This is a genomic window from Streptomyces sp. NPDC059875, from assembly GCF_042731085.1.
Lineage (GTDB): Bacteria > Actinomycetota > Actinomycetes > Streptomycetales > Streptomycetaceae > Streptomyces.
In genome coordinates this window covers 65,874-87,792 of record NZ_JBHWJZ010000017.1, presented here as the reverse complement: position 1 = coordinate 87,792, position 21,919 = coordinate 65,874, and the positions used below count along the sequence as shown (strand labels likewise).

The window sequence follows — 21,919 nt, the reverse complement described above, 5'->3', positions numbered from 1 at the left end:
CTTACGCAGATGTTCGCGCACGAGGGCCCATTTCGGGATGGACCGAAGGAGATCGTTCAGGGCGCCAAAACGGCTCCCCACCCCGGTGTGTGCGCTATTCGTGGCCAAGCCATGATGGCGGCAAGTACGTGCCTTCATAAGGGTGTCGGTCTGGCGACCATTTCCGTCCGCCCGTGACACTTCTGACGTCCGGCACGCTGTGAGGAGTGACCCCGGGCGGGGTCATGGCGCCCATCCTCCGAGGGGGAGGTGCACGGGCGCCTGTGCAGGGGCAGGCTCGGCCCCCCGTGACCGGGTCTGCCCCTGCGCGCACAGCCCCTGCTCGCACGGCGCCGCAATCCCACGGCCCAACCCTGGACTTCACGGCACCCAACCGTGTGCCCGTCCTGCCCGGGCAACAGAAAAGGCCAGGTCAGACGATGTCTGACCTGGCCTTCCTCTGAGCCGCCTTCGGGATTCGAACCCGAGACCTACGCATTACGAGTGCGTTGCTCTGGCCAACTGAGCTAAGGCGGCATGCCGTGCGTTCCCATGGTGGGTGCAGCGGCCTCGCCAAGTCTACACAGTTTCGGGGGGTGCTCCTGACCACCCTCCGAGTGGCCCACGCCACCCCTCACGTGCAGCGCTTGCCCGGCTTCGGGACCGTGCCCTCCAGGAGGTACGCGTTGATCGCGGTGTCGATGCAGTCGCTGCCGCGGCCGTACGCCGTGTGCCCGTCGCCCTCGTAGGTCAGCAGGTTTCCGGAGGAGAGCTGGTCCGCGAGGGACTCGGCCCACTTGTAGGGGGTCGCCGGGTCGCGGGTGGTGCCGACGACCACGATCGGGGGCGCGCCCTCGGCGGTGATGCGGTGGGGGCGGCCGGTCGCCGGGGTCGGCCAGTAGGTGCAGTTCAGGGCGGCCCAGGCGAGGCCCTCGCCGAAGACGGGGGACGCCTTCTCGAAGGACGGCACCGCCTTCTCGGCGTCGGTCGGCCCGCCGAAGGCGGCCGGGAGGTCCAGGCAGTTCACGGCCGCGTTGGCGGACATCAGGTTCGCGTACGAGCCGTCCGCCTCGCGCTCGTAGTAGCTGTCGGCCAGCGCGAGCAGGCCCGCGCCCTCGCCGCCCATCGCCCCGGTCAGCGCCTCGCGCAGCTGCGGCCAGGCCCCCTCGTCGTACATCGCGGCGATCACCCCGGTCGTCGCCAGGGACTCCCCCAGCTCGCGGCTCTCTCCCGTCGGCACCGGCTGGGCGTCGAGCCGGCGGAAGAAGGCCTTCAGGTTGTCGCCGGCCGCGGCGACGGACCCGGTGCCGAGCGGGCAGTCCGACTGCTTGACGCAGTCGGCCGCGAAGGCGCGGAAGGCGGTCTCGAAGCCGGCGGTCTGGTCGCGGTTGAGGTCGATCGCGGGCAGCGACGGGTCCATCGCCCCGTCCAGGACCAGCCGTCCGGCCCGGGAGGGGAACAGCTCGGCGTAGGTGGCGCCGAGGAAGGTGCCGTACGAGGCCCCGACGTAGTGCAGCTTCTCGTCGCCGAGTACGGCCCGCAGGATGTCCATGTCCCGGGCCGTCTCCACCGTGGAGACATGGGGCAGGACCTCCCCGGACCGCTGCGCGCAGCCCGCCGCGAAGCCCTTGAACGAGACGGCGAGGGCGTTGACCTCGGTCAGGTCGTCGGGGGTCTGGTCGGCCTGTGTGTACGAGTCCATCTGCGGGCCCGTCAGACACTCGACGGGCTCACTGCGTGCCACCCCGCGCGGGTCGACGGCGACCATGTCGTAGCGGGCGCGGACGGGGAGGGGGTAGCCGATGCCCGCGTACCCCTGGAGGTATCCGACGGCGGAGCCGCCGGGGCCGCCCGGGTTGACCAGGAGCGAGCCGATGCGCTTGCCGGGGCCGGTGGCCGCGACCCGGGAGACGGCCAGTTCGATGTCCCCGGCCTCCGGGTTCGCGTAGTCGAGCGGCACTCGGAGCGTCGCGCACCGGAACGACGGCACGCCGCAGTCCCGCCAGGCGAGCGTCTGTCCGTAGTAGCTCCGCAGGGCGGCAGGATCGGGTTTCGCGGCCGTTGTCGCTGTCGCAGGCGCGGCGGCGTCGCTTCCGCCGGTGCAGCCGGAGAGGATCAGTCCGGCGGCCGCGAGGGCCGTGGCGGACATACGGAGCAAACGCCTGGAGTCCATCCCCGGAGCGTATCCGTACGAGTACGGACCGTGTCCAATCAGGGGTCGGCGCTCCGGGTCAGGGAGCGGTGCTCCGGTCAGAGATCGGTGCTCCGGGTCAGGGATCAGTGCTTCGGTCAGGGATCGGTGCACCGGTCGGGGATCGGTGCACCGGCAGCCCTCAGTCGCGCAGGGCCATCGTCATCGCCTCCACCGCCAGCAGCGGGGCGACGTTGCGGTCCAGCGCGTCCCGGCAGGCCAGCACCGCCTCGATCCGGCGCAGGGTCCGCTCCGGCGGGGTGTCGCGGGCGATCCGCTCCACCGCGTCCCGTACGTCCTCGTTGGCGAGCGGTGTCCGGGCCCGCAGCTGCAGGGTGAGCACATCGCGGTAGAAGCCGGTGAGGTCGGTGAGCGCGAGGTCCAGGCTGTCGCGCTGCGTACGGGTCTTCCGCCGCTTCTGCCGCTCCTCCAGCTCCTTCATCGCGCCCGCCGTGCCGCGCGGCATCCGCCCGCCCTGGCCGCCGCCGAGCGCGGCCTTCAGCTCCTCGGTCTCCTTGACGTCGATCTCCTCGGCGACCTGCTTGGCGTCCTCACCGGCCGCGTCGACCAGCTCCTGGGCCGCCTTGAGGCAGCCGCCGATGTCCTCGACCCGCATCGGGAGCTTCAGGACGACGGCCCGGCGGGCCCGGGCCCGCTCGTCGGTCGCCAGCCGGCGTGCGCGGTCGATGTGGCCCTGGGTGGCCCGGGCGGCCGCCGCGGCGACCTGGGGTTCGATGCCGTCCCGGCGTTCGAGCACGTCGGCGACCGCGTCCACCGGCGGCGTCCGCAGGGTCAGGTGGCGGCAGCGGGAGCGGATGGTGGGCAGCACGTCCTCCAAGGAGGGTGCGCAGAGCAGCCACACCGTGCGGGGCGCGGGCTCCTCGACTGCCTTCAGGATCACGTTGCCCGCGCCCTCGGTGAGCCGGTCGGCGTCCTCCAGGACGATCACCTGCCAGCGGCCGCCGGCGGGCGAGAGCTGGGCGCGCCGGACGAGGTCGCGGGTCTCCTTCACACCGATCGAGAGCAGGTCCGTACGCACGACCTCGACGTCGGCGTGCGTGCCGACGAGCGCGGTGTGGCAGCCGTCGCAGAAGCCGCATCCCGGCGCCCCGCCCAGCGCCCGGTCCGGGCTCACGCACTGCAGCGCGGCCGCGAAGGCGCGCGCCGCGGTCGCCCGACCGGAGCCCGGGGGGCCGGTGAACAGCCAGGCATGGGTCATCTTGGACGCCTCGGGGACGGGCTCGCCCGCGGCGTGGGCGGTCACCAGCGCGTCGGCGTCCCGCGCCGCGGCGGCGAGCTGCTCCTCGACCCTCGCCTGTCCGACGAGGTCGTCCCATACGGCCATGTGGTGCCCCTCCTCAGGTACGCACTCCATTGTGGGGCACCGCTACGACAACGGGTCGCGGGCAGCAAGCCCGCGACCCGTCCGTCGGTCCTTCAGCGCGTCAGCGACGGCGGCGTCGGCCGTCGTCCTCGTCGTCGTGCGGGCCGAGCAGTTCGTCCGCCAGGGACGGCAGATCGTCGAGCGGGGTCTCCTCCGCCCAGTCGGAGCGGCGCTTCGGGCGACCCTGGTCGTCGACCTGCGGCAGCTCGCGCGTCCGGTCGTTCGAGCCCTGGGGCTCGGCCGCGGCGGCGGGCCGCTCGTCACGGAAGATGCCGGGCGGCACCCGGTCGACCGGGTCGGCGTCCCGTACGGGAGGCAGCACGGCCGTTTCGTCGGCGGCCGGCACGGGCGGCAGCACCGCGGTCTCGTCGGCGTCCCGCACCGGGCGGAGGACGGTGGTCTCCTCCTCCGGCCGGGCGTCCGGCCGAACGATCGGCGTCGGGACGGTGATCTCGTTCGGCGACACGGGCGACACGATCGGCACGGTCTGCGTCACGTCGTCGGGCCGCGTATCGGGGTTGACGATCGGCGTCGGGACGGTGATCTCGTTGGCCGAAACCTCCGAGGTCTCGGTCGCCTTCGCGGCCCGAGCAGCCTCGGCGGCCTTCGCAGCGTCCGCGGCCCGAGCAGCCTCTGCCGCCCGAGCAGCCTCGGCCGCCTTCGCAGCGTCCGCCGCCCGAGCAGCCTCCGCTGCCCGAGCAGCCTCCGCCGCCTTGGCGGCCTGAGCAGCCTCGGCCGCCTTCGCAGCCGCTGCGGCCTTCGCCTCGGCAGCCTCCCTGGCCGCCTGCTCTGCGGCTTCCGCAGCGGCCTTCTGTGCCGCCTCCTCGGCGGCCTTCGCCGCCGCGGCCTCGGCCAGACGCCGGGCCTCCTCCGCCCGCAGCAGGGCCTCCTCGGCCTTGCGCTGCTTCTCGCGGCGGCGCTCCTCCGCCTCCGCGCGCAGCCGGGCCTCTTCCTCGGCCTGCTTGCGGCGGCGTTCCTCCTCCGCACGGCGGGCCTTCTCCTCGGCCTCGCGCCGCTTGCGCTCCTCCTCGGCGGCCAGCCGGGCCTCCTCGGCCCGCTGACGGGCCTCCTCCGCCTGCCGTTCGGCCTCGCGGCGCCGCGCCTCTTCCTCTTCCTGGCGCTTGCGCTCCTCCTCCTCGGCGCGGAGCTTGGCGAGCTGCTCCTGGCGCTCGCGCTCCAGCCGCTCCTCCTCCGCCTTGCGGGCGGCCTCCTCCTCGGCCCGGCGCCTGGCCTCCTCCTCGGCCTTCCGCCGCGCCTCCTCCTGGGCCTTCACCTCGGCCTCGGACAGCGGCAGCATCCGGTCGAGCCGGTGGCGTACGACGGTGGTGACGGCCTCCGGCTCCTGGCCGGCGTCGACGACGAGGTAGCGGCCGGGGTCACCGGCGGCCAGGGCCAGGAAACCGGCCCGCACGCGCGCGTGGAACTCCGGCGGCTCGGACTCCAGCCGGTCGGGGGCCTCGGTGAACCGTTCCCGCGCGGTCTCCGGGGAGACGTCGAGCAGCACGGTCAGATTCGGGACGAGCCCGCCGGTCGCCCAGCGGTTGATCCGGGCGATCTCGGTCGGCGACAGGTCCCGCCCGGCGCCCTGGTAGGCCACCGAGGAGTCGATGTACCGGTCGGAGATCACCACCGCGCCGCGCTCCAGGGCGGGCTTGACCAGCGAGTCGACGTGCTCGGCGCGGTCGGCGGCGTACAGCAGCGCCTCGGCGCGGTTGGACAGGCCGGCGCTGGACACGTCGAGCAGGATCGAGCGCAGCCGCTTGCCGATCGGCGTCGCCCCCGGCTCGCGGGTGACGACGACCTCGTGGCCCTTGGCGCGGATCCACTCCGCGAGCGCCTCTGCCTGGGTGGACTTGCCGGCGCCGTCGCCGCCCTCCAAGGCGATGAAGAAGCCGGTCGGGGCGGGCGCCTGGACGGGGTCGCCGCCGCGCAGCGCGTCGCGCAGATCGCGGCGCAGCGGTACGCCGGACCGGTCGTCGGTCTTGGCCAGGACGACGGCCGCGACGGGCAGTAGCAGCGCGCCGACCAGCATGAGCGTGAACGCTGCGCCGCCGTGCGCGAAGACGAAGCTGCCGGAGGCGAGCCGGTGCGGCCCGATCGCGGCGGCGAGCAGCGGCGCGCCGAGCGCGCCGAGCGCCATGCCGACCCGGGCGACGGCCTGGAGGTGTTCGGTGACCCGGGGGCGCCGGGCCTCCTCGGTCTCCTGGTCGATGAGGGTGTGGCCGGTGTTGGCGGCGACACCGGCCGCGTACCCGGCGAGCACGGAGAGGAACAGCACCGTGGCGGTGTCCGGCACGAGGCCCATCGCGAGCAGCGCGACGCCGGTGAGGGCGATCGCGAGGGCGAGGAGCCGGCGGCGGGAGAGGACGGGGAGCACGGAGCCGGCGGTCCGGATGCCGACGCCGGTGGCCCCGCTCAGCGCGAGGATCAGCAGCGCGAAGGTGACCGGTCCCCCGCCGAGGTCGTACGCGTGCAGGACGGCGACCGCCGCGGCGGCGGCGATGGCCCCGGCGACGGTGGCGCAGGCGAGGACGAGCAGCGCGACGGCTCCCGTGCGGCCCTTCTCCGCGGCGGGCCGGCGCAGGCCCTCCAGGGGCGAGCGCGGCCTGGGCGTCTGGCCGCCGGGCAGCTCGACGGCGTAGAGCACGGAGAGCGAGGCGGCGAACAGTCCGGCGGCGACGTACGCGCCGAGGGCGGCCTGGTGCAGCGAGAACCAGTCGATGCCCGTGCCGAGCAGGTTGCCGACGAGCGTGGCGACGAGGAGCACGGCGGCCGCGGCCGGTACGGCGAGGAATCCCGTACGCAGCGACAGCCGGCGCAGCGCGTCCAGGTGGTCCGGCAGGGGCCGCACGGCGGCGCCTTCCAGCGGCGGCGCGGGCAGCAGCGCGGGGGCCGCGCCCTCCCGGGCGACGGTCCACAGCCGTTCGGCTGCGCCGGCGACGAAGACGGTGCCGAGCAGGAACCACAGGGCCTTGTCGGGTGTCCAGTCGATCCACAGCGGCGCGATCACGAGCAGCGCGATCCGCAGACCGTCGGCCCCGATCATGGTCCAGCGCCGGTCGAGCGCGCCGCCGGGCGCGGTCAGCGTGGTGAGCGGGCCGAGGAGGACGGCCCCGAACAGCACCGAGGCAAGGAGGCGGGCACCGATCACGGCGGCGACGGCGAACGCGGCCCCGCGGTATCCGCCCCCGAGGGCTCCCTCGGAGACGGCGGCCTGGAGTCCGAGGAGCACCAGGACGAGCAGGGCGAGGGCGTCCCCGGTCCCGCCGACGAACTGTGCGCTCCACAGTCGTCGCAACGGTTGATGGCGCAACAGCGCCCGTACGGCACGCTCCCTGGAGTCTGCGACAAGCGCGACGTCGGAGTCTGGCTGCTCTGCTCGCGTCATCCGTCCACCCTATCCGGACCCCTTTACTCCCCGTGTCCTCCACCCGAACAAACGTCGGGCAGAGCCCGCACTTGTAAGGGGCGGGGGCCATGGGCCCCCGCCCCTTACAAGATCAAGCGCTGCTACTCCGGCTTCGCCGCCGTCGACTTCGCCGCCGTCTTCTTGGCGGCGGTCGTCTTCTTCGCGGCGGCGGTCTTGGCCGTCGTCGTCTTCTTCGCGGCGGTCTTCTTGGCCGCCGTCTTCTTCGCCGGCGTCGCCTTCTTGGCGGCCGTCTTCTTCGCGGGCGCCTTCTTGGCCGTCTTCTTCGCCGGCCCCTTGGCCCGCTTCTCGGCGAGCAGCTCGAAGCCGCGCTCCGGCGTGATCTCCTCGACGCTGTCCCCGGTCCGCAGGGTCGCGTTCGTCTCGCCGTCGGTCACGTACGGGCCGAAGCGCCCGTCCTTGACGACCACCGGCTTCTCGCTGACGGGGTCGACGCCCAGCTCCTTCAGCGGCGGCTTGGCGGCCGCCCGGCCACGCTGCTTGGGCTGCGCGTAGATCGCGAGCGCCTCCTCCAGCGTGATCGTGAAGAGCTGCTCCTCGTCCGTCAGCGACCGCGAGTCCGTGCCCTTCTTCAGGTACGGGCCGTAGCGGCCGTTCTGCGCCGTGATCTCGACGCCCTCCGCGTCCGTGCCGACCACGCGCGGCAGGGACATCAGCTTGAGCGCGTCCTCCAGCGTCACGGTGTCCAGCGCCATCGACTTGAAGAGGGAGGCGGTCCGCGGCTTCACCGCGTTCTTGCCGGTCTTCGGGGTGTCCTCGGGCAGGATCTCGGTGACGTACGGGCCGTACCGGCCGTCCTTGGCGACGATCTGGTTGCCGCTGACCGGGTCCACGCCCAGCTCGAAGTCGCCGCTCGGCTTGGCCAGCAGCTCCTCGGCGTGGGCGACCGTCAGCTCGTCCGGGGCGAGGTCCTCGGGGACGTCCGCGCGCTGGTGGCCCTCGGTGTCCTTCTCGCCTCGCTCGACGTACGGGCCGTAGCGCCCGACGCGCAGCATGATGCCCTCGCCGACCGGGAAGGAGGAGATCTCCCGGGCGTCGATCGCACCGAGGTCGGTCACCAGCTCCTTCAGACCGCCAAGGTGGTCGCCGTCGCCGTTCCCGGCGTCGGCGGCGCCACCGGAGGCACCCTCCGCACCGCCCTCGCCGAAGTAGAAACGCTTCAGCCACGGCACGGCCTGGGCCTCGCCCCGCGCGATGCGGTCGAGGTCGTCCTCCATCTTGGCGGTGAAGGAGTAGTCCACGAGCCGGCCGAAGTGCTTCTCGAGCAGGTTGACCACGGCGAAGCTCAGGAACGACGGCACGAGCGCCGTCCCCTTCTTGAAGACGTAGCCGCGGTCCAGGATCGTGCCGATGATCGACGCGTACGTCGACGGGCGGCCGATCTCGCGCTCTTCCAGCTCCTTGACCAGCGAGGCCTCGGTGTAGCGGGCCGGCGGCTTGGTCGCGTGGCCGTCGGCGGTGATCTCCTCGGCGGACAGCGGGTCGCCCTCGGCGACCTGCGGCAGCCGGCGCTCACGGTCGTCCAGCTCGGCGTTGGGGTCGTCGGCCCCCTCCACATACGCCTTCATGAAGCCGTGGAAGGTGATCGTCTTGCCGGACGCGCTGAACTCGACGTCCCGGCCGTCCGCGGAGCGGCCGCCGATCTTCACGGTGACCGAGTTTCCGGTCGCGTCCTTCATCTGGGAGGCGACGGTCCGCTTCCAGATCAGCTCGTAGAGCCGGAACTGGTCGCCGGTCAGAGGGGTCTCCGCCGGGGTGCGGAAACGATCACCCGAAGGGCGAATCGCCTCGTGCGCCTCCTGCGCGTTCTTGACCTTGCCCGCGTAGACGCGCGGCTTCTCCGGCAGGTAGTCGGCGCCGTAGAGCTGCGTGACCTGGGCGCGGGCGGCCGCGACGGCGGTGTCGGAGAGGACCGTCGAGTCCGTACGCATGTACGTGATGTAGCCGTTTTCGTACAGCTTCTGGGCGACCTGCATGGTCGCCTTCGCCCCGAAGCCCAGCTTCCGGCTCGCCTCCTGCTGGAGGGTCGTCGTACGGAAGGGCGCGTACGGGGAGCGACGGTACGGCTTCGACTCGACCGACCGGACGCTGAACGAGGTGTCGGCGAGCGAGGCGGCCAGCGCCCGCGCCTTCTCCTCGTCGAGGTGCAGGATGTTCGCGGTCTTCAGCTGCCCGTCGGCACCGAAGTCACGGCCCTGGGCGACGCGCTTGCCGTCGACCGTGTTCAGGCGGGCGACCAGCGACGACGGGTCGGACGGGTCACCGGCGCGGCCGGTGGAGAAGGTACCGGTCAGGTCCCAGTACTCGGCGGAGCGGAAGGCGATGCGCTCGCGCTCGCGCTCGACGACGAGACGGGTGGCGACGGACTGGACCCGGCCCGCGGACAGGCCGCGCATGACCTTCTTCCACAGGACCGGCGAGACCTCGTAGCCGTACAGCCGGTCGAGGATGCGGCGGGTCTCCTGGGCGTCCACCATGCGCTTGTTCAGCTCGCGCGGGTTGCGGACGGCCTCCTGGATCGCGTCCTTGGTGATCTCGTGGAAGACCATCCGGTGGACGGGAACCTTGGGCTTCAGGACCTCCAGGAGGTGCCACGCGATGGCCTCGCCCTCGCGGTCCTCATCGGTGGCGAGGAAGAGCTCGTCGACCCCGGCCAGCTGCTCCTTGAGCTTCCTGACCTGCGCCTTCTTGTCGGCGTTGACGACATAGATGGGCTGGAAGTCGTGCTCGACGTCGACACCGAGGCGGCGCACCTCGCCGGTGTACTTCTCCGGCACCTCGGCGGCGCCGCTGGGGAGGTCGCGGATGTGCCCGACGCTCGCCTCGACGACGTAGCCGGGGCCGAGGTAGCCCTTGATCGTCTTCGCCTTGGCAGGCGACTCGACGATGACGAGTCGGCGGCCGCCCTGTGCGGTCTCGCTGGTCGGGGACAACTTCGCTCTTCTCTCCGGTCGACGCTCGGTGGCACGTACGGCGCTGGCACTCCGCCGCCGGCACGCTCGGCGGCGGCACGCACGGTGACGCTGCCGTCGCTGCGGAGTGTGACGGTACAACCCGCCCCCGTGTCAAACGGCAAAAGCCCGCAACGGCCACTCGAACGGTAACCCGAGTCCTGGCATTCCTGCCGCCCGGACTCCCGGTCCGGTGGGGCGGGCCCGCACGGAGCGACCTCGTCACAGCCTCCCGAAGCACCACACGCCGAGGAGAAGGAACACGATTCCGAAGATCGTCGTCAGCGTGGCGGCCACCGGCGTGCCGACCCCCTGCGCGACCGGCTCGCGGTGCGCCACGCGCACCCCCGTCCACAGCAGCAGCGCGGCTCCGAACAGCGCGAACGCCGTTCCCGCGAAGATCGCCGGCCCGCTCTCCATGCCCGCACCCCGTTTCCGCTTCACGGGCCCCCGTGGCCCCTGGAGGCCGAGGCTGGCACCTCCCGGCGTCCCTGGTGCGAATTCCGGGTGAACGACGCGGACGCTCCCGCACGGGTTCACGAATATGGCCGGTAGTGCCCCACCCCTCACTTCGGCTTCGTCACATCGCACGAGCACGGCCCGTCGTCCGCTGCCGCGCTCGCCGCCGCGCTCGACCAGGGTGAGCAGCGCCACGGCCGGGGCCGCGTACCCGGCCCCCAGCTGCGCCGCGTCGAGAGCCGGCGGGCCGCGGGGGCCCGTCCAGTACGTACGGGAGGACGCGTCCTGACCACACCGGGACGCGACGGCGCGGCGAGAGAGGAACGTTCGCGATCGCCATGGTGCCGCCGCACACGCAGGAGGCGGAAGCTGCGAGGACGGCGTTGCCGACCAGGTGGAAACGGTCGTCGGCGACACCGGGTTCTCTGCCCAGGACGACGAGGAAGAAAACCCGAAGCAGCGGCTCGACCAGCAGTGTTCCGATGAACATGGGTGGGGTCGTCCAGTTGAACAGGGCGCCGTAGGAGCGCGCTCCCCCGAGGCGTACGAGTCGGGTGGAGGTGCGGAAGTGGAACGGCGAGCGCGGCCGTGGCACGAGCAGCCCGGACACCAACCGGACGGGCGTGTCGAGCGGGTTGGCCGGCGCGTCGGCCTTGCGCGGCAGAACAGGACGCGCCTCACGCCGTCACCTCCCGCGCGGCGGACTCCGCCACGACCGCGATGTAGGCGTCCTCCAGGGAGGGTTCGCGGGCCGTCGCCCCGCACACCCGGCAGTTCAGGGATGCGCGCCGGGTGTTCCTCGCCGACGCCGTACGCCTCGTTCTCCAGGACATCCCGTTCCCGAACAACGGGACTTGAGGCGCTCGGGCGGGCCGGGGTGGCAGACGGTGTCCTGGGCGCGGACGAACTCCCGGTCAGTGGAGCGGAGCTGAAGGATCTCCTGGTGGACGTGCACCGAGCCGACACCGCCGGGCAGGCGTCCCGCAGCGGGCTGATCGCGATGCGGGGCGCCCCGAGCGCGGCCTCGTCCAGCTCGATCCGTATCAGCCCTGTTGTGCCTCCCGGGCCGGGAGGAGGAAGCCCTCCTCCACCAGGAGGCGGATCGCCTGCGGTGTGCGGTCGCGCAGCAGGACGGGGTCCTCGCCCATCAGCTGCCCGATCGCGTCGAGGATCCGGCCGGCGGTGAGCGAGCCGTCGCACACGCCCGCGAAGCCGGCGCCCACGTGGTCCACCTTGGTGGCGCGCCGCATGCCGCGGTTCTGGCGCAGCACGACGTGCTCGGGGTCCTCGGCGCCCGGCAGCCCGACCTGCTCCTGCACGACCTCGGGCGCGAGGGTGAAGCGGTCGGCGAGCAGGGCCGCGTCGTCGTGCGTGCGGAGATAGTCCTGGCGCTCGAAGTGGGCCCGTACGGTGTCGCCCAGCGGCTGCTCGACCGGGTGCGGCCACTCCTCGATCACGATCGACGGCTCGACCGCGCCGGAGGCCACGGCGGCGTTCTTGCGCAGCGTGATCCAGCCGAAGCCGACGCCCTTGGTCTTACGGGCCTCGAACTCGTCCAGCCAGGCCGCGTACCGCAGCGCGTACTCCGCCGGGTCCTCGCGGTGGTCGCCGCTGTCGCGCAGCCACAGCTCGGCGTACTGCGTGATGTCCTGGACCTCGCGCTGCACGATCCAGGCGTCGCATCCGCGCGGCACCCAGGAGCGGAGCCGGTCCTGCCACTCCTCGCCCTCGACGTGCTGCCAGTTGGCGAGGAACTGGGCGTAGCCGCCGTCGTTGAGCCGCTCCCCGGCCTCCTGCACGAGCGTGCGGCACAGGTCGTCGCCGCCCATCCCGCCGTCGCGGTAGGTGAGCCGGGCGCCGGGGGAGATGACGAACGGCGGGTTGGAGACGATCAGGTCGTACGTGTCGCCGTCGACGGGCTCGAAGAGGGAGCCCTGGAGCAGCTCGGCCTCGCGGGCCCCGGAGAGCGCGAGGGTGAGCCGGGTGAAGTCCAGCGCGCGCGGGTTCAGGTCGGTGGCGGTGACCAGGGTGGCGTGCTGGGCGGCGTGCAGGGCCTGGATGCCGGAGCCGGTGCCGAGGTCGAGCGCGGAGGACACCGGCGTACGGACGGTGATGCCAGCGAGCGTGGTGGAGGCCCCGCCGACGCCGAGGACGACGCCTTCGTCCTTGCGTCCGATGCCGCCGGCCCCGCCGACGGCGCAGCCGAGGTCGGAGACGATGAACCAGTCCTGTCCGTCGGGCCCGCCGTACGGCCTGATGTCGACCGTGGCCAGCACCGCGTCGTCCTCACGGACCACCCACCCGTCTGCGAGGGCCTCCTCCAGCGGCAGGGCCGCGGCCGCGCGTTCGTGCTCCACGGCCTTCTGGAGCAGGAAGAGCCGTACGAGGGTCTCCAGCGGGGAGTCCCCCCGGGTGGCCCGCAGCGCGGGCACGGTCTCACTGCGCGCGAGCGCGGCGTAGGCGGGGGCGCCGAGCAGTTCGAGCAGGCCGTCGGCGGTGAAGTCGGCGGCGAGCAGCGCTTCGCGCAGCCGGGCGGCGTGCGCGGGCACGGGGAGGCGGGAGGTCAGGCTGGTCGTACTCACCCCCCTATTGTGACGGCCACCACCGACATTGCCCCGACCGCCCCGCCCGGGGGCGGCGGGCGGGATGCGGCGTACGGCGGGGCGCATTCGGCCGGCACAGCGCGGGGCCCCGGGCGCGTTGTGCTCGCCCGGGGCCCCGTACCGTGCCGTCCGTCTTGCTCCGGGCCTACTCCGCGCTCTTGCTCGCGGAGCCCGACGGCTTGGCCGAAGGCTTGGTCGACGCCGCGCCCGAAGGCTTCTCCGACGGCGTGGCACCCGCCTTCGGGGAGGCCGAGCCGCCCGCCGCGGGCGACGGCGTCGCCTTCTGGCAGCCCGGCTGCTTCGCCATCGCCGTGCCCACCTCGCCGGACTGCAGCTTGGCCAGCGCGTCCTGGTCCATCTTCTCGATCTTCTTCAGGCCGTCGGCGACACCCTGCAGACCGTCCGCGAACTTCTGCTGGTTGCCCGGGTCGAGCGCGTCGACCTGCTTCTTCAGATCCTCGTACGCCACGGCCGTGGCGTTGAGCTCCTTGACGGCGTCCTGCTGGAGCTTCTCGCCGTTGTCCACCGGCGGCGCCCCGGCGGCCTCGATGGACTTGGCGAGCGCCCGGTCCGCGTCGGCGATGTCCTGGAAGGCCTTCGAGTCGGCGGCCTGGATGTCGGCCGGCTTTCCGTCCGCGGCCGTCGAGATGATGAGCTGCTGAGCGTCGGCCCGCTTCTGGATCTGGGGCTTCGCCTGGTCGCAGACCGTCTTGGCCCAGTCGTTGACCTTGTCGCCGTCGTCGCTGCAACCGGACAGCGCGAGCACGAGTACCGCGCCGCCGGACAGCGCGGCCGCAAGTTTCTTGTTCACCGGATCGGTCCCTTCCAAGGCTCTCGGCCCCGGAACATACACGCCGAGCGGGCGACATCCACCTTTCGTGCGACTGATTCATCCCACATTGCAGCCGTTCGCACCAAGGGAGACACGCCTCACGTCCCCGTACGCGACGGGCGGACGGCACGTCATCACATGCCGTCCGCCCGCTCTTTGACCAGGTGTTACGAAATCACCGGCGCGTCCGACGAGGCCGCCTTCCGATGCGCGGCGTTGCCTTCGTCACCCGCTTCGTCGCCGACGGCCACCGAACGCCGCTTGGAGATGTAGACGGCGCCGACGATGACGGCGATCGCGAGGACGGCGATCAGCGCCCGCAGTCCGGCGCTGGCGTCGTCGCCGAAGCTGAACTGCACCACGGCGGGCGCGATCAGCAGCGCGACCAGGTTCATCACCTTCAGCAGCGGGTTGATGGCCGGTCCCGCGGTGTCCTTGAACGGGTCGCCGACGGTGTCGCCGATGACGGTCGCGGCATGGGCCTCGCTGCCCTTGCCGCCGTGATGGCCGTCCTCGACGAGCTTCTTGGCGTTGTCCCAGGCGCCACCGGAGTTGGCGAGGAAGACCGCCATCAGCGCACCCGTACCGATCGCTCCGGCGAGGTACGAGCCGAGCGCGCCCACGCCGAGCGAGAAGCCGACCGCGATCGGCGCCAGCACGGCGAGCAGCCCGGGCGTGGCCAGTTCGCGCAGCGCGTCCTTGGTGCAGATGTCGACCACGCGCCCGTACTCGGGCTTCTCGGTGTAATTCATGATCCCGGGGTGCTCGCGGAACTGCCGCCGCACCTCGTAGACCACCGCGCCGGCCGAGCGCGACACCGCGTTGATCGCGAGCCCCGAGAACAGGAAGACCACCGCGGCGCCCAGGATCAGCCCGAAGAGGTTGTTGGGCTGCGAGATGTCCAACGAGAGGTTCGTCTCGGTGGCCTTGGCCCCGACCTCGGAGACCGCCGTGGCGATCGCGTCGCGGTACGAACCGAACAGTGCCGCGGCCGCCAGGACGGCGGTCGCGATGGCGATGCCCTTGGTGATGGCCTTGGTCGTGTTGCCGACCGCGTCCAGATCGGTGAGGACCTGCGCGCCCGCGCCCTGGACGTCGCCGGACATCTCCGCGATGCCCTGGGCGTTGTCGGAGACCGGGCCGAAGGTGTCCATGGCGACGATCACGCCGACGGTGGTGAGCAGGCCGGTGCCGGCGAGGGCGACCGCGAACAGCGCCAGCGTGATCGACGCACCTCCGAGCAGGAACGCGCCGTACACGCCGAGGCCGATGAGCATCGCGGTGTAGACGGCGGACTCCAGGCCGATGGAGATGCCGGCGAGGACGACGGTGGCGGCGCCGGTGAGCGAGGACTTTCCGATGTCCTTGACCGGGCGCCGGGTCGTCTCGGTGAAGTAGCCGGTGAGCTGCTGGATCAGCGCCGCCAGGACGATGCCGATGGCGACGGCGACCAGGGCGAGGATCCGCGGGTCTCCGGCGTGGCTCTGGATGCCGGGCTCCGTGACGCCCTTGAGGTCGGCGTAGGAGGACGGCAGGTAGGCGAAGACGGCGATGGCGACCAGGGCGAGCGAGATCACCGCGGAGATGAAGAAGCCGCGGTTGATGGCGGTCATTCCGCTGCGGTCGGCGCGCCGCGGGGCGACCGCGAAGATGCCGATCATCGCGGTGACCACGCCGATCGCCGGGACGATCAGCGGAAAGGCGAGGCCGAGGTCGCCGAAGGCCGCCTTGCCGAGGATGAGCGCGGCGACGAGCGTGACGGCGTACGACTCGAAGAGGTCGGCGGCCATGCCCGCGCAGTCGCCGACGTTGTCGCCCACGTTGTCGGCGATGGTGGCGGCGTTGCGCGGGTCGTCCTCGGGGATGCCCTGCTCGACCTTGCCGACCAGGTCGGCGCCGACGTCGGCGGCCTTGGTGAAGATGCCGCCGCCGACTCGCATGAACATCGCGATGAGCGCGGCACCCAGGCCGAAGCCCTCCAGGACCTTGGGCGCGTCGGCCGCGTAGACGAGGACGACGCAGGCGGCACCGAGCAGGCCGAGGCCCACGGTGGTCATGCCGACCACTCCGCCCGTACGGAAAGCGATCTTCATCGCTTTGTGCGCGACGGTCGTCAGATCCTTTTCCGGTTCGCCCGGAGCCGGGGTCGCCTCGCGGGCGGCCGCGGCCACTCGCACATTCGCCCGTACGGCGAGCCTCATGCCGATGTATCCGGTGGCCGCCGAGAAAAGCGCACCCACCAGGAAGAACAGGGAACGTCCGGCGCGCTGCGACCAGTTGTCGGCGGGAAGCAGCAAGAGCAGGAAGAACACGACGGCGGCGAAGATCGCGAGGGTCCGCAACTGCCGTGCGAGATAGGCGTTCGCACCCTCCTGTACGGCGGCGGCGATCTTCTTCATCGCATCGGTGCCCTCACCGGCCGCGAGCACCTGGCGCACCAGCACCTGGGCGACGACGAGGGCTGCCAGCGCGACGACCGCGATGACGATCACGATGGTTCGGTTCTCGTCGGTGAGTACTGCCGCGGCGAGAGAAGTGGGGTGTCCGGTCAGTTCTGGGTTGAAGAGCCCCGCCATTCGTCCTCCTTGACGTTGCGAGCTCAAGATGGACGGATTGTAGGGAGCAGAACCTGATCAAAACAGGGCGCCGCAAATGGAATTCCCCATTGACTCGATCTTCCCTCCGAAAGCGGTAATGGGGCAAAAGCATTGACACATGATCCATGATCTAGAGAAATGAAAAGAGGCCCTGCTCAGCAGGGCCTCTTCTCGTGATCTCGATGGATCGGGGAGCGCCATTCGAGGGAAGGATGTTTCAGGAGCGAACTGAGGAGCGATCGGCAGAACGCGCCACGGAACGCACCGAGAACGATCCCGACGGGACGCTCAGGGGAGCGCGACCGCGGGCGTGGTCGGCCAACTCATCCTGATGACCCCGCCCTCCTCGCCGGCTCTCACCTCGACGTCGTCGACGAGCCCGCGGATCACCGCGAGACCCATCTCGTCCTCGCCGTCGGCGTCGTCGAACTCCTCGGCCGGAGCCTCGTCTCGCGCACCGGGCACACCGGCGGCATCGGCCGCCGCCACCCCCGCGCCCGGGACCTCGTCGCCGACCTCGATGGAGAACGTCTTCTCCTCCTCGGTCAGCACGACCCGGACGGGGGTGGTGACGCCGTTGCTGCGGTGCAGCCCGACCGCGCGGGAACACGCCTCGCCGACGGCGAGTCTGACCTCGTCGAGGACCGCCTCGTCGACCCCGGCCCGGCGCGCCACCGCGGCCGCCACGAGGCGGGCCGTGCGGACGTGCTCGGGCTGGGCGCTGAAGCGGAGTTCAACGGTGGCCATGCGGTCCCCCTAGGAACGTATGGGCGGGCAACTCGGAGGACCGGGCATGGACTGCCCGGTTCTCCACTCCTTCTTCCGACGCCGGACGGCCGTCAGTCGGTGGCGTTGACGGCCTCGTCGACCGTGGTGTGAATGGGGAACACCTTGGTCAGACCGGTGATCCGGAAGATCTTCAGAATGCGCTCCTGGTTGCAGACGAGGCGCAGCGAGCCCTCGTGCGCGCGCACGCGCTTCAGGCCGCCCACGAGCACGCCGAGGCCGGTCGAGTCGAGGAAGTCCACGCCCTCCATGTCGACAACCAGGTGGTAGCTGCCGTCGTTCACCAACTCGACCAACTGCTCGCGCAGCTTGGGCGCGGTATACACATCAATCTCGCCACCGACCTCGACGACCGTACGGTCGCCACTCGGGCCGGACACATTGCGAGTCGACAGGGACAGGTCCACGGATCCTCCAGCACCTTGCTATCGAGCGGTCGCCCCTCGGGTCTCCCCGGCGGAGTCGGGGGACGGATCGCCAGCCGCGATGGCATTCAATCACTTACCAGCAGCCATGCACGACGCCTTGGGAGCATTGTCCGTCACGCCAGTGACACACTCGGTGCCGATGGCCAAGAATCACCGCCCCAGACGACCTGCCGGGGACACGGGCAGCCGCCCCTCTCCCGGCATGATCCTCGACCGGCTCTCCTCGGGCGAGAGCCGGGCCGCGCGCATCACTCATACGGAGCACTTGCCCGCCCGGGAGGGTCGCCATGCCGTCTGGCCGCATCGCATCCGGCCGGAAGTGATCGGCGCGATCCAGGCGGCGGGCATCGAGCACCCCTGGGCCCACCAGGCAGAGGCCGCGGAGCACGCCCTGGACGGCGAATCCGTGGTGATCGCGACCGGCACCGCCTCGGGCAAGTCGCTGGCCTATCTCGCCCCCGTCCTGTCCACGCTCCTGGACGGCTCGGAGGCCGCCAACGGCCGGGGCACCACCGCGCTGTACCTGGCCCCCACCAAGGCCCTCGCCACCGACCAGCGCCGCGCCGTGCGCGAGCTGGCCGCTCCGCTCGGCAACCGGATCCGGCCCGCCGTCTACGACGGCGACACGCCGGTCGAGGAGCGCGAGTGGGTCCGCCAGTACGCGAACTACGTGCTGACCAACCCCGACATGCTGCACCGGGGCATACTCCCCTCCCACCCCAGGTGGTCCTCCTTCCTGCGCTCCCTGCGCTTCGTCGTGATCGACGAGTGCCACACCTACCGGGGCGTCTTCGGCTCCCACGTCGCCCAGGTGCTGCGCCGGCTCCGCCGCGTCTGCGCCCGGTACGGCGCGGATCCCGTCTTCCTCCTCGCCTCGGCCACCTCCGCCGAGCCCGCCCTCGCCGCCGGCCGGCTGACCGGCCTGCCGGTCTCGGAGGTCTCCGACGACGCCTCCCCGCGCGGCGAGCTGGTCTTCGCCCTCTGGGAGCCGCCGCTGACCGAGCTCCACGGCGAGCAGGGCGCCCCGGTGCGCCGCACGGCCACCGCCGAGACGGCCGACCTGCTGACCGACCTGACCGTCCAGGGCGTCCGCTCGGTCGCCTTCGTCCGCTCCCGGCGCGGCGCCGAGCTGATCTCGGTCATCGCCCAGGAACGCCTCGCCGAGGTCGACCGCTCCCTCGCCCGCCGGGTCGCCGCCTACCGGGGCGGCTATCTGCCCGAGGAGCGTCGCGCCCTGGAGCGTGCCCTGCACTCGGGCGAGCTGCTGGGCCTGGCCGCCACGACCGCCCTGGAGCTGGGCGTGGACGTCTCTGGCCTGGACGCCGTGGTGATCGCCGGCTACCCGGGCACCCGCGCCTCCCTGTGGCAGCAGGCGGGCCGCGCCGGCCGCTCCGGCGAGGGCGCCCTGGCGATCCTGGTCGCCCGCGACGACCCGCTGGACACCTTCCTGGTCCACCACCCCGAGGCCCTGTTCCAGCAGCCGGTCGAATCGACGGTCCTGGACCCCGACAACCCCTACGTCCTCGCCCCCCATCTGTGCGCCGCGGCCGCGGAGCTCCCGCTGACCGACTCCGACCTGGCCCTCTTCGGCCCGGCCGTCCCCGAGCTGCTGCCCCAGCTGGAGGCCGCCGGCCTCCTGCGCAAGCGCTCCACCGGCTGGTACTGGACCCGCCGCGAGCGGGCCGCCGACCTGACCGACATCCGGGGCGGGGGCGGCAGCCCCGTCCAGATCGTGGAGGCCGCGACCGGCCGTCTCCTCGGCACGGTCGACGAGGCCGCCTCCCACACCGCGGTCCACGAGGGCGCCGTCCACCTCCACCAGGGCCGCACCTATCTGGTGAAGACCCTCGACCTGAAGGACTCCGTGGCCCTGGTCGAGGAGGCCAGTCCGCCGTACTCCACCACTGCCCGGGACACCACCTCCATCTCCGTCCTCGAAACCGACACCGAGATCCCCTGGGGAGCCGGCCGCCTCTGCTACGGCTCCGTCGAGGTCACCAACCAGGTCGTCTCCTTCCTGCGCCGCCGTCTGATCACCGGCGAGGTCCTCGGCGAGACCAAGCTCGACCTGCCACCCCGCACCCTGCGCACCCGGGCCGTGTGGTGGACGGTCACCGAGGACCAGCTGGACGCCGCCCGGATCAACCCGGAGATCCTCGGAGGCGCCCTGCACGCCGCCGAGCACGCCTCGATCGGCATGCTGCCGCTCTTCGCCACCTGCGACCGCTGGGACATCGGCGGGGTCTCGATCCCGCTCCACCCCGACACCCTGCTGCCCACCGTCTTCGTCTACGACGGGCACCCGGGCGGCGCGGGCTTCGCCGAGCGGGCCTTCCACACCGCCCGCGCGTGGCTGGCGGCCACCCGCGAGGCGATCGCCTCGTGCGAGTGCGAGGCGGGCTGCCCCTCCTGCATCCAGTCGCCCAAGTGCGGCAACGGCAACGACCCGCTCCACAAGCGCGGCGCCGTGCGCCTCCTCACGGAACTGCTGCGGGAAGCCCCGGAAGAGCCTCAGGAGGCCCCGCCCGGGCCCTGACCGCCGGCGCGTACGGCCCCAGGCGGACCGTCGCGGTCACGTCCGCGACGTCGCCCCGCACCGCGCACCGCAGCACCGACGCCCCCTGCGCGCTCGCCACCCCGGCCGCCGCCGCGCAGGCGGCCTCCTCGCCCCACAGGGCCCGGTCGGCGGCGGCGAGCGCCGCCAGGTCCGCGGCCCCGCCCGCGCGGTGCCGGGCCGCGACCGCCTGCCCGAGCGCGAGCACCGCCCCGAACACCACGCACAGCACACAGGCCGCGAACGCCGTCCACACCGTCGCCATCCCCCGGTCGCCGCGCACGAGAGCCGCCCTGCCCGACCTGCCCGTCCCGGCCGCCCTGGCTGACCTGCCCCTCCCGCCCGTCCCGGCCCCGCTCATGGCGCCGTCACCCCCACCGTGTCCTCGGCAAGCGCGGCCGCCCCTGCGCGCAGGGTGAGCCCCAACCCACCGGGCCCCGGCGCCGCCACCTCCACCGTCACCCGCCACAGCTCGCCCGACCGGGTGACCCCGATCCGGGCCCCCTCGGGCGCGGCCGCCCTGGCGGCCGCCTCGGCGCCGGCCACCGGCTCCGACCGGGCCACTGCCCGCGCCCCGGCCCGCGCCGCGTCCACGCACTGGATCTGTGCCGCCGCCGCGGCGAGCGCCCAGACCAGGGCCATGGTGAACACCACCAGGGCCGGCAGGGCCATCGCCGCCTCCACGGTCACGGCGCCCCGGTCATCAGAACGGCGCATCGAGCGCCTTCCCGATCACGGACTCCAGCGCGCCGGAGACCGAACCACTGGTCACGATCTTGTACAGCACAGCCGCGAAGGCCGCGGCCGCGATCGTCCCCATCGCGTACTCGGACGTGGTCATCCCCGCATCGCTCCGGGCCGCCCACCGGGCCCGCCACCACGCGCTCATCCTCTTCATGCCAACCCCCATGTGTCGTCGTCGTGTTCGTCGTCGAGTTCGTCGTCCGTCAGTGCCGCAGCAGTCCGCTCGCGAGGCCGATCACCACCGGCGCCACCCCCACCGCCAGGAAGGCGGGCAGGAAGCAGAGCCCTACGGGCGCGGTGATCAGCACCTGCGCCCGCTGTGCCCGGGCCGCCGCCTTCCGCGCGCGGTCCGCCCTCAGGTCGGCCGCGAGTTTCGAGACGGCCTCCGCGGCGGGCGCCCCGGAGGAGCCGGCCCGTTCCAGACAGCGGGCCAAGCCCTCGGCGCCGGGTATCGCGCCGAACCTCCGCCATACGTCGGCCGGTTCGCCGCCGAGCCGGAGCTCCGCCGCCGTCCGGGTCAGCCGTTCGCCGACCGGCCCTCCCAGCGATCGGCCCACCGCTTCCGCCGCCTCGCCGGGCCCCGCCCCGGCCGACGCGCAGGCCGCCAGCAGGTCGGCCGCGAGCGGGAGCTGCCGTGCGACCGCGCCGTCGTCGCCCGCCGCCGGACCGCGGCGCGCACGGAACCGTCGTACTCCCCACCCCGCCGCCACGCCCGCCAGGAGGCCGGCCGTGCCACCGATCAGCGCCCAGCCGACGACCGCCGCCGCGAACGGCCCCGCCCAGCTCCGCAGCCAGCCCGGCAGTCCGGCCCTGCGCCGTCCTCGTCGCTCGAACTCGGCCTCCAGCAAGGCCGCGATCCGCTTGCGCGTGCGCCGTTCACGCCGCCGGTCGGCCAGGACCAAGGCGGCCCAGGCGACCGAACCGGCCAGTGCGGCCGCCATCCCCAGCCTGGGGACGAACTCGCCCATGAGCCCCGTCGGCCCG

General features: G+C 72.6%; 16 protein-coding genes and 1 tRNA gene. 1 reads left to right on the top strand and 16 read right to left on the bottom strand.

Annotated elements, in window-relative coordinates; all coding sequences use genetic code 11:
- Positions 1 to 442: 442 nt before the first annotated feature.
- The 12 genes from ACFV9D_RS21590 to ACFV9D_RS21535 all read right to left on the bottom strand — a co-directional run bounded on the left by ACFV9D_RS21590 (position 443) and on the right by ACFV9D_RS21535 (position 17,616).
- Positions 443 to 516, bottom strand: a tRNA-Thr gene (locus tag ACFV9D_RS21590).
- A 97-nt stretch (positions 517 to 613) separates the two neighbouring features.
- A complete protein-coding gene (locus tag ACFV9D_RS21585; protein ID WP_385148404.1) occupies positions 614 to 2,152 on the bottom strand; it encodes an alpha/beta hydrolase in 1,539 nt (512 codons plus the stop codon).
- A 160-nt stretch (positions 2,153 to 2,312) separates the two neighbouring features.
- A complete protein-coding gene (locus ACFV9D_RS21580) occupies positions 2,313 to 3,515 on the bottom strand; it encodes a DNA polymerase III subunit delta' (protein ID WP_385148401.1) in 1,203 nt (400 codons plus the stop codon).
- A 100-nt stretch (positions 3,516 to 3,615) separates the two neighbouring features.
- Positions 3,616 to 6,942 (bottom strand): dTMP kinase, encoded by a 3,327-nt coding sequence (gene tmk / locus ACFV9D_RS21575; RefSeq protein ID WP_385148398.1) that lies wholly within the window; start codon positions 6,940 to 6,942, stop codon positions 3,616 to 3,618.
- 122 nt (positions 6,943 to 7,064) lie between these two features.
- Positions 7,065 to 9,914, bottom strand: a complete 2,850-nt coding sequence (gene topA / locus ACFV9D_RS21570) for a type I DNA topoisomerase (RefSeq protein WP_385148395.1) — start codon at positions 9,912 to 9,914, stop codon at positions 7,065 to 7,067.
- A 240-nt stretch (positions 9,915 to 10,154) separates the two neighbouring features.
- Complete coding sequence (locus tag ACFV9D_RS21565) at positions 10,155 to 10,352, bottom strand: hypothetical protein (protein ID WP_385148392.1); 198 nt, start codon at positions 10,350 to 10,352, stop codon at positions 10,155 to 10,157.
- 716 nt (positions 10,353 to 11,068) lie between these two features.
- Positions 11,069 to 11,224, bottom strand: a complete 156-nt coding sequence (locus ACFV9D_RS21560; RefSeq protein ID WP_385148389.1) for a hypothetical protein — start codon at positions 11,222 to 11,224, stop codon at positions 11,069 to 11,071.
- Between the two features lie 210 nt (positions 11,225 to 11,434).
- Positions 11,435 to 12,973, bottom strand: coding sequence for a methyltransferase (locus tag ACFV9D_RS21555; protein WP_385148386.1), 1,539 nt, complete (start codon positions 12,971 to 12,973; stop codon positions 11,435 to 11,437).
- 166 nt (positions 12,974 to 13,139) lie between these two features.
- The gene (locus ACFV9D_RS21550; protein ID WP_385148383.1) at positions 13,140 to 13,805 is read right to left on the bottom strand and encodes a small secreted protein; all 666 of its coding nucleotides are present in this window, start codon (positions 13,803 to 13,805) and stop codon (positions 13,140 to 13,142) included.
- Positions 13,806 to 13,993: 188 nt separating this feature from the next.
- Positions 13,994 to 16,402: a sodium-translocating pyrophosphatase gene (locus ACFV9D_RS21545; RefSeq protein WP_385148380.1), complete on the bottom strand. Its 2,409-nt coding sequence runs from the start codon at positions 16,400 to 16,402 to the stop codon at positions 13,994 to 13,996.
- Positions 16,403 to 16,711: 309 nt separating this feature from the next.
- On the bottom strand, positions 16,712 to 17,170 hold the full coding sequence (locus tag ACFV9D_RS21540) for an ATP-binding protein (protein WP_385148377.1): 459 nt from the start codon (positions 17,168 to 17,170) through the stop codon (positions 16,712 to 16,714).
- 92 nt (positions 17,171 to 17,262) lie between these two features.
- The gene (locus ACFV9D_RS21535) at positions 17,263 to 17,616 is read right to left on the bottom strand and encodes an STAS domain-containing protein (RefSeq protein WP_137988538.1); all 354 of its coding nucleotides are present in this window, start codon (positions 17,614 to 17,616) and stop codon (positions 17,263 to 17,265) included.
- A gap of 79 nt (positions 17,617 to 17,695) precedes the next feature.
- On the opposite strand from ACFV9D_RS21535, the gene ACFV9D_RS21530 reads away from it, so the two are divergent.
- On the top strand, positions 17,696 to 20,173 hold the full coding sequence (locus ACFV9D_RS21530) for a DEAD/DEAH box helicase (RefSeq protein WP_385148374.1): 2,478 nt from the start codon (positions 17,696 to 17,698) through the stop codon (positions 20,171 to 20,173).
- On the opposite strand, the gene ACFV9D_RS21525 is transcribed toward ACFV9D_RS21530, so the two are convergent.
- The 4 genes from ACFV9D_RS21525 to ACFV9D_RS21510 form a co-directional block, all read right to left on the bottom strand.
- Positions 20,115 to 20,474 carry an Rv3654c family TadE-like protein gene (locus ACFV9D_RS21525; protein ID WP_385148371.1) on the bottom strand — a complete coding sequence of 120 codons (360 nt, stop codon included), beginning with the start codon at positions 20,472 to 20,474 and terminating at the stop codon, positions 20,115 to 20,117. The genes ACFV9D_RS21530 and ACFV9D_RS21525 overlap by 59 nt on opposite strands.
- Positions 20,475 to 20,548: 74 nt before the next feature.
- Positions 20,549 to 20,908, bottom strand: coding sequence for a TadE family type IV pilus minor pilin (locus ACFV9D_RS21520; RefSeq protein WP_385148368.1), 360 nt, complete (start codon positions 20,906 to 20,908; stop codon positions 20,549 to 20,551).
- Positions 20,895 to 21,101: a DUF4244 domain-containing protein gene (locus ACFV9D_RS21515; RefSeq protein ID WP_385148365.1), complete on the bottom strand. Its 207-nt coding sequence runs from the start codon at positions 21,099 to 21,101 to the stop codon at positions 20,895 to 20,897. The genes ACFV9D_RS21520 and ACFV9D_RS21515 overlap by 14 nt, the downstream gene beginning before the upstream one ends.
- 37 nt (positions 21,102 to 21,138) lie before the next feature.
- Positions 21,139 to 21,903, bottom strand: coding sequence for a type II secretion system F family protein (locus ACFV9D_RS21510; protein WP_385148655.1), 765 nt, complete (start codon positions 21,901 to 21,903; stop codon positions 21,139 to 21,141).
- Positions 21,904 to 21,919 lie beyond the last annotated feature (16 nt).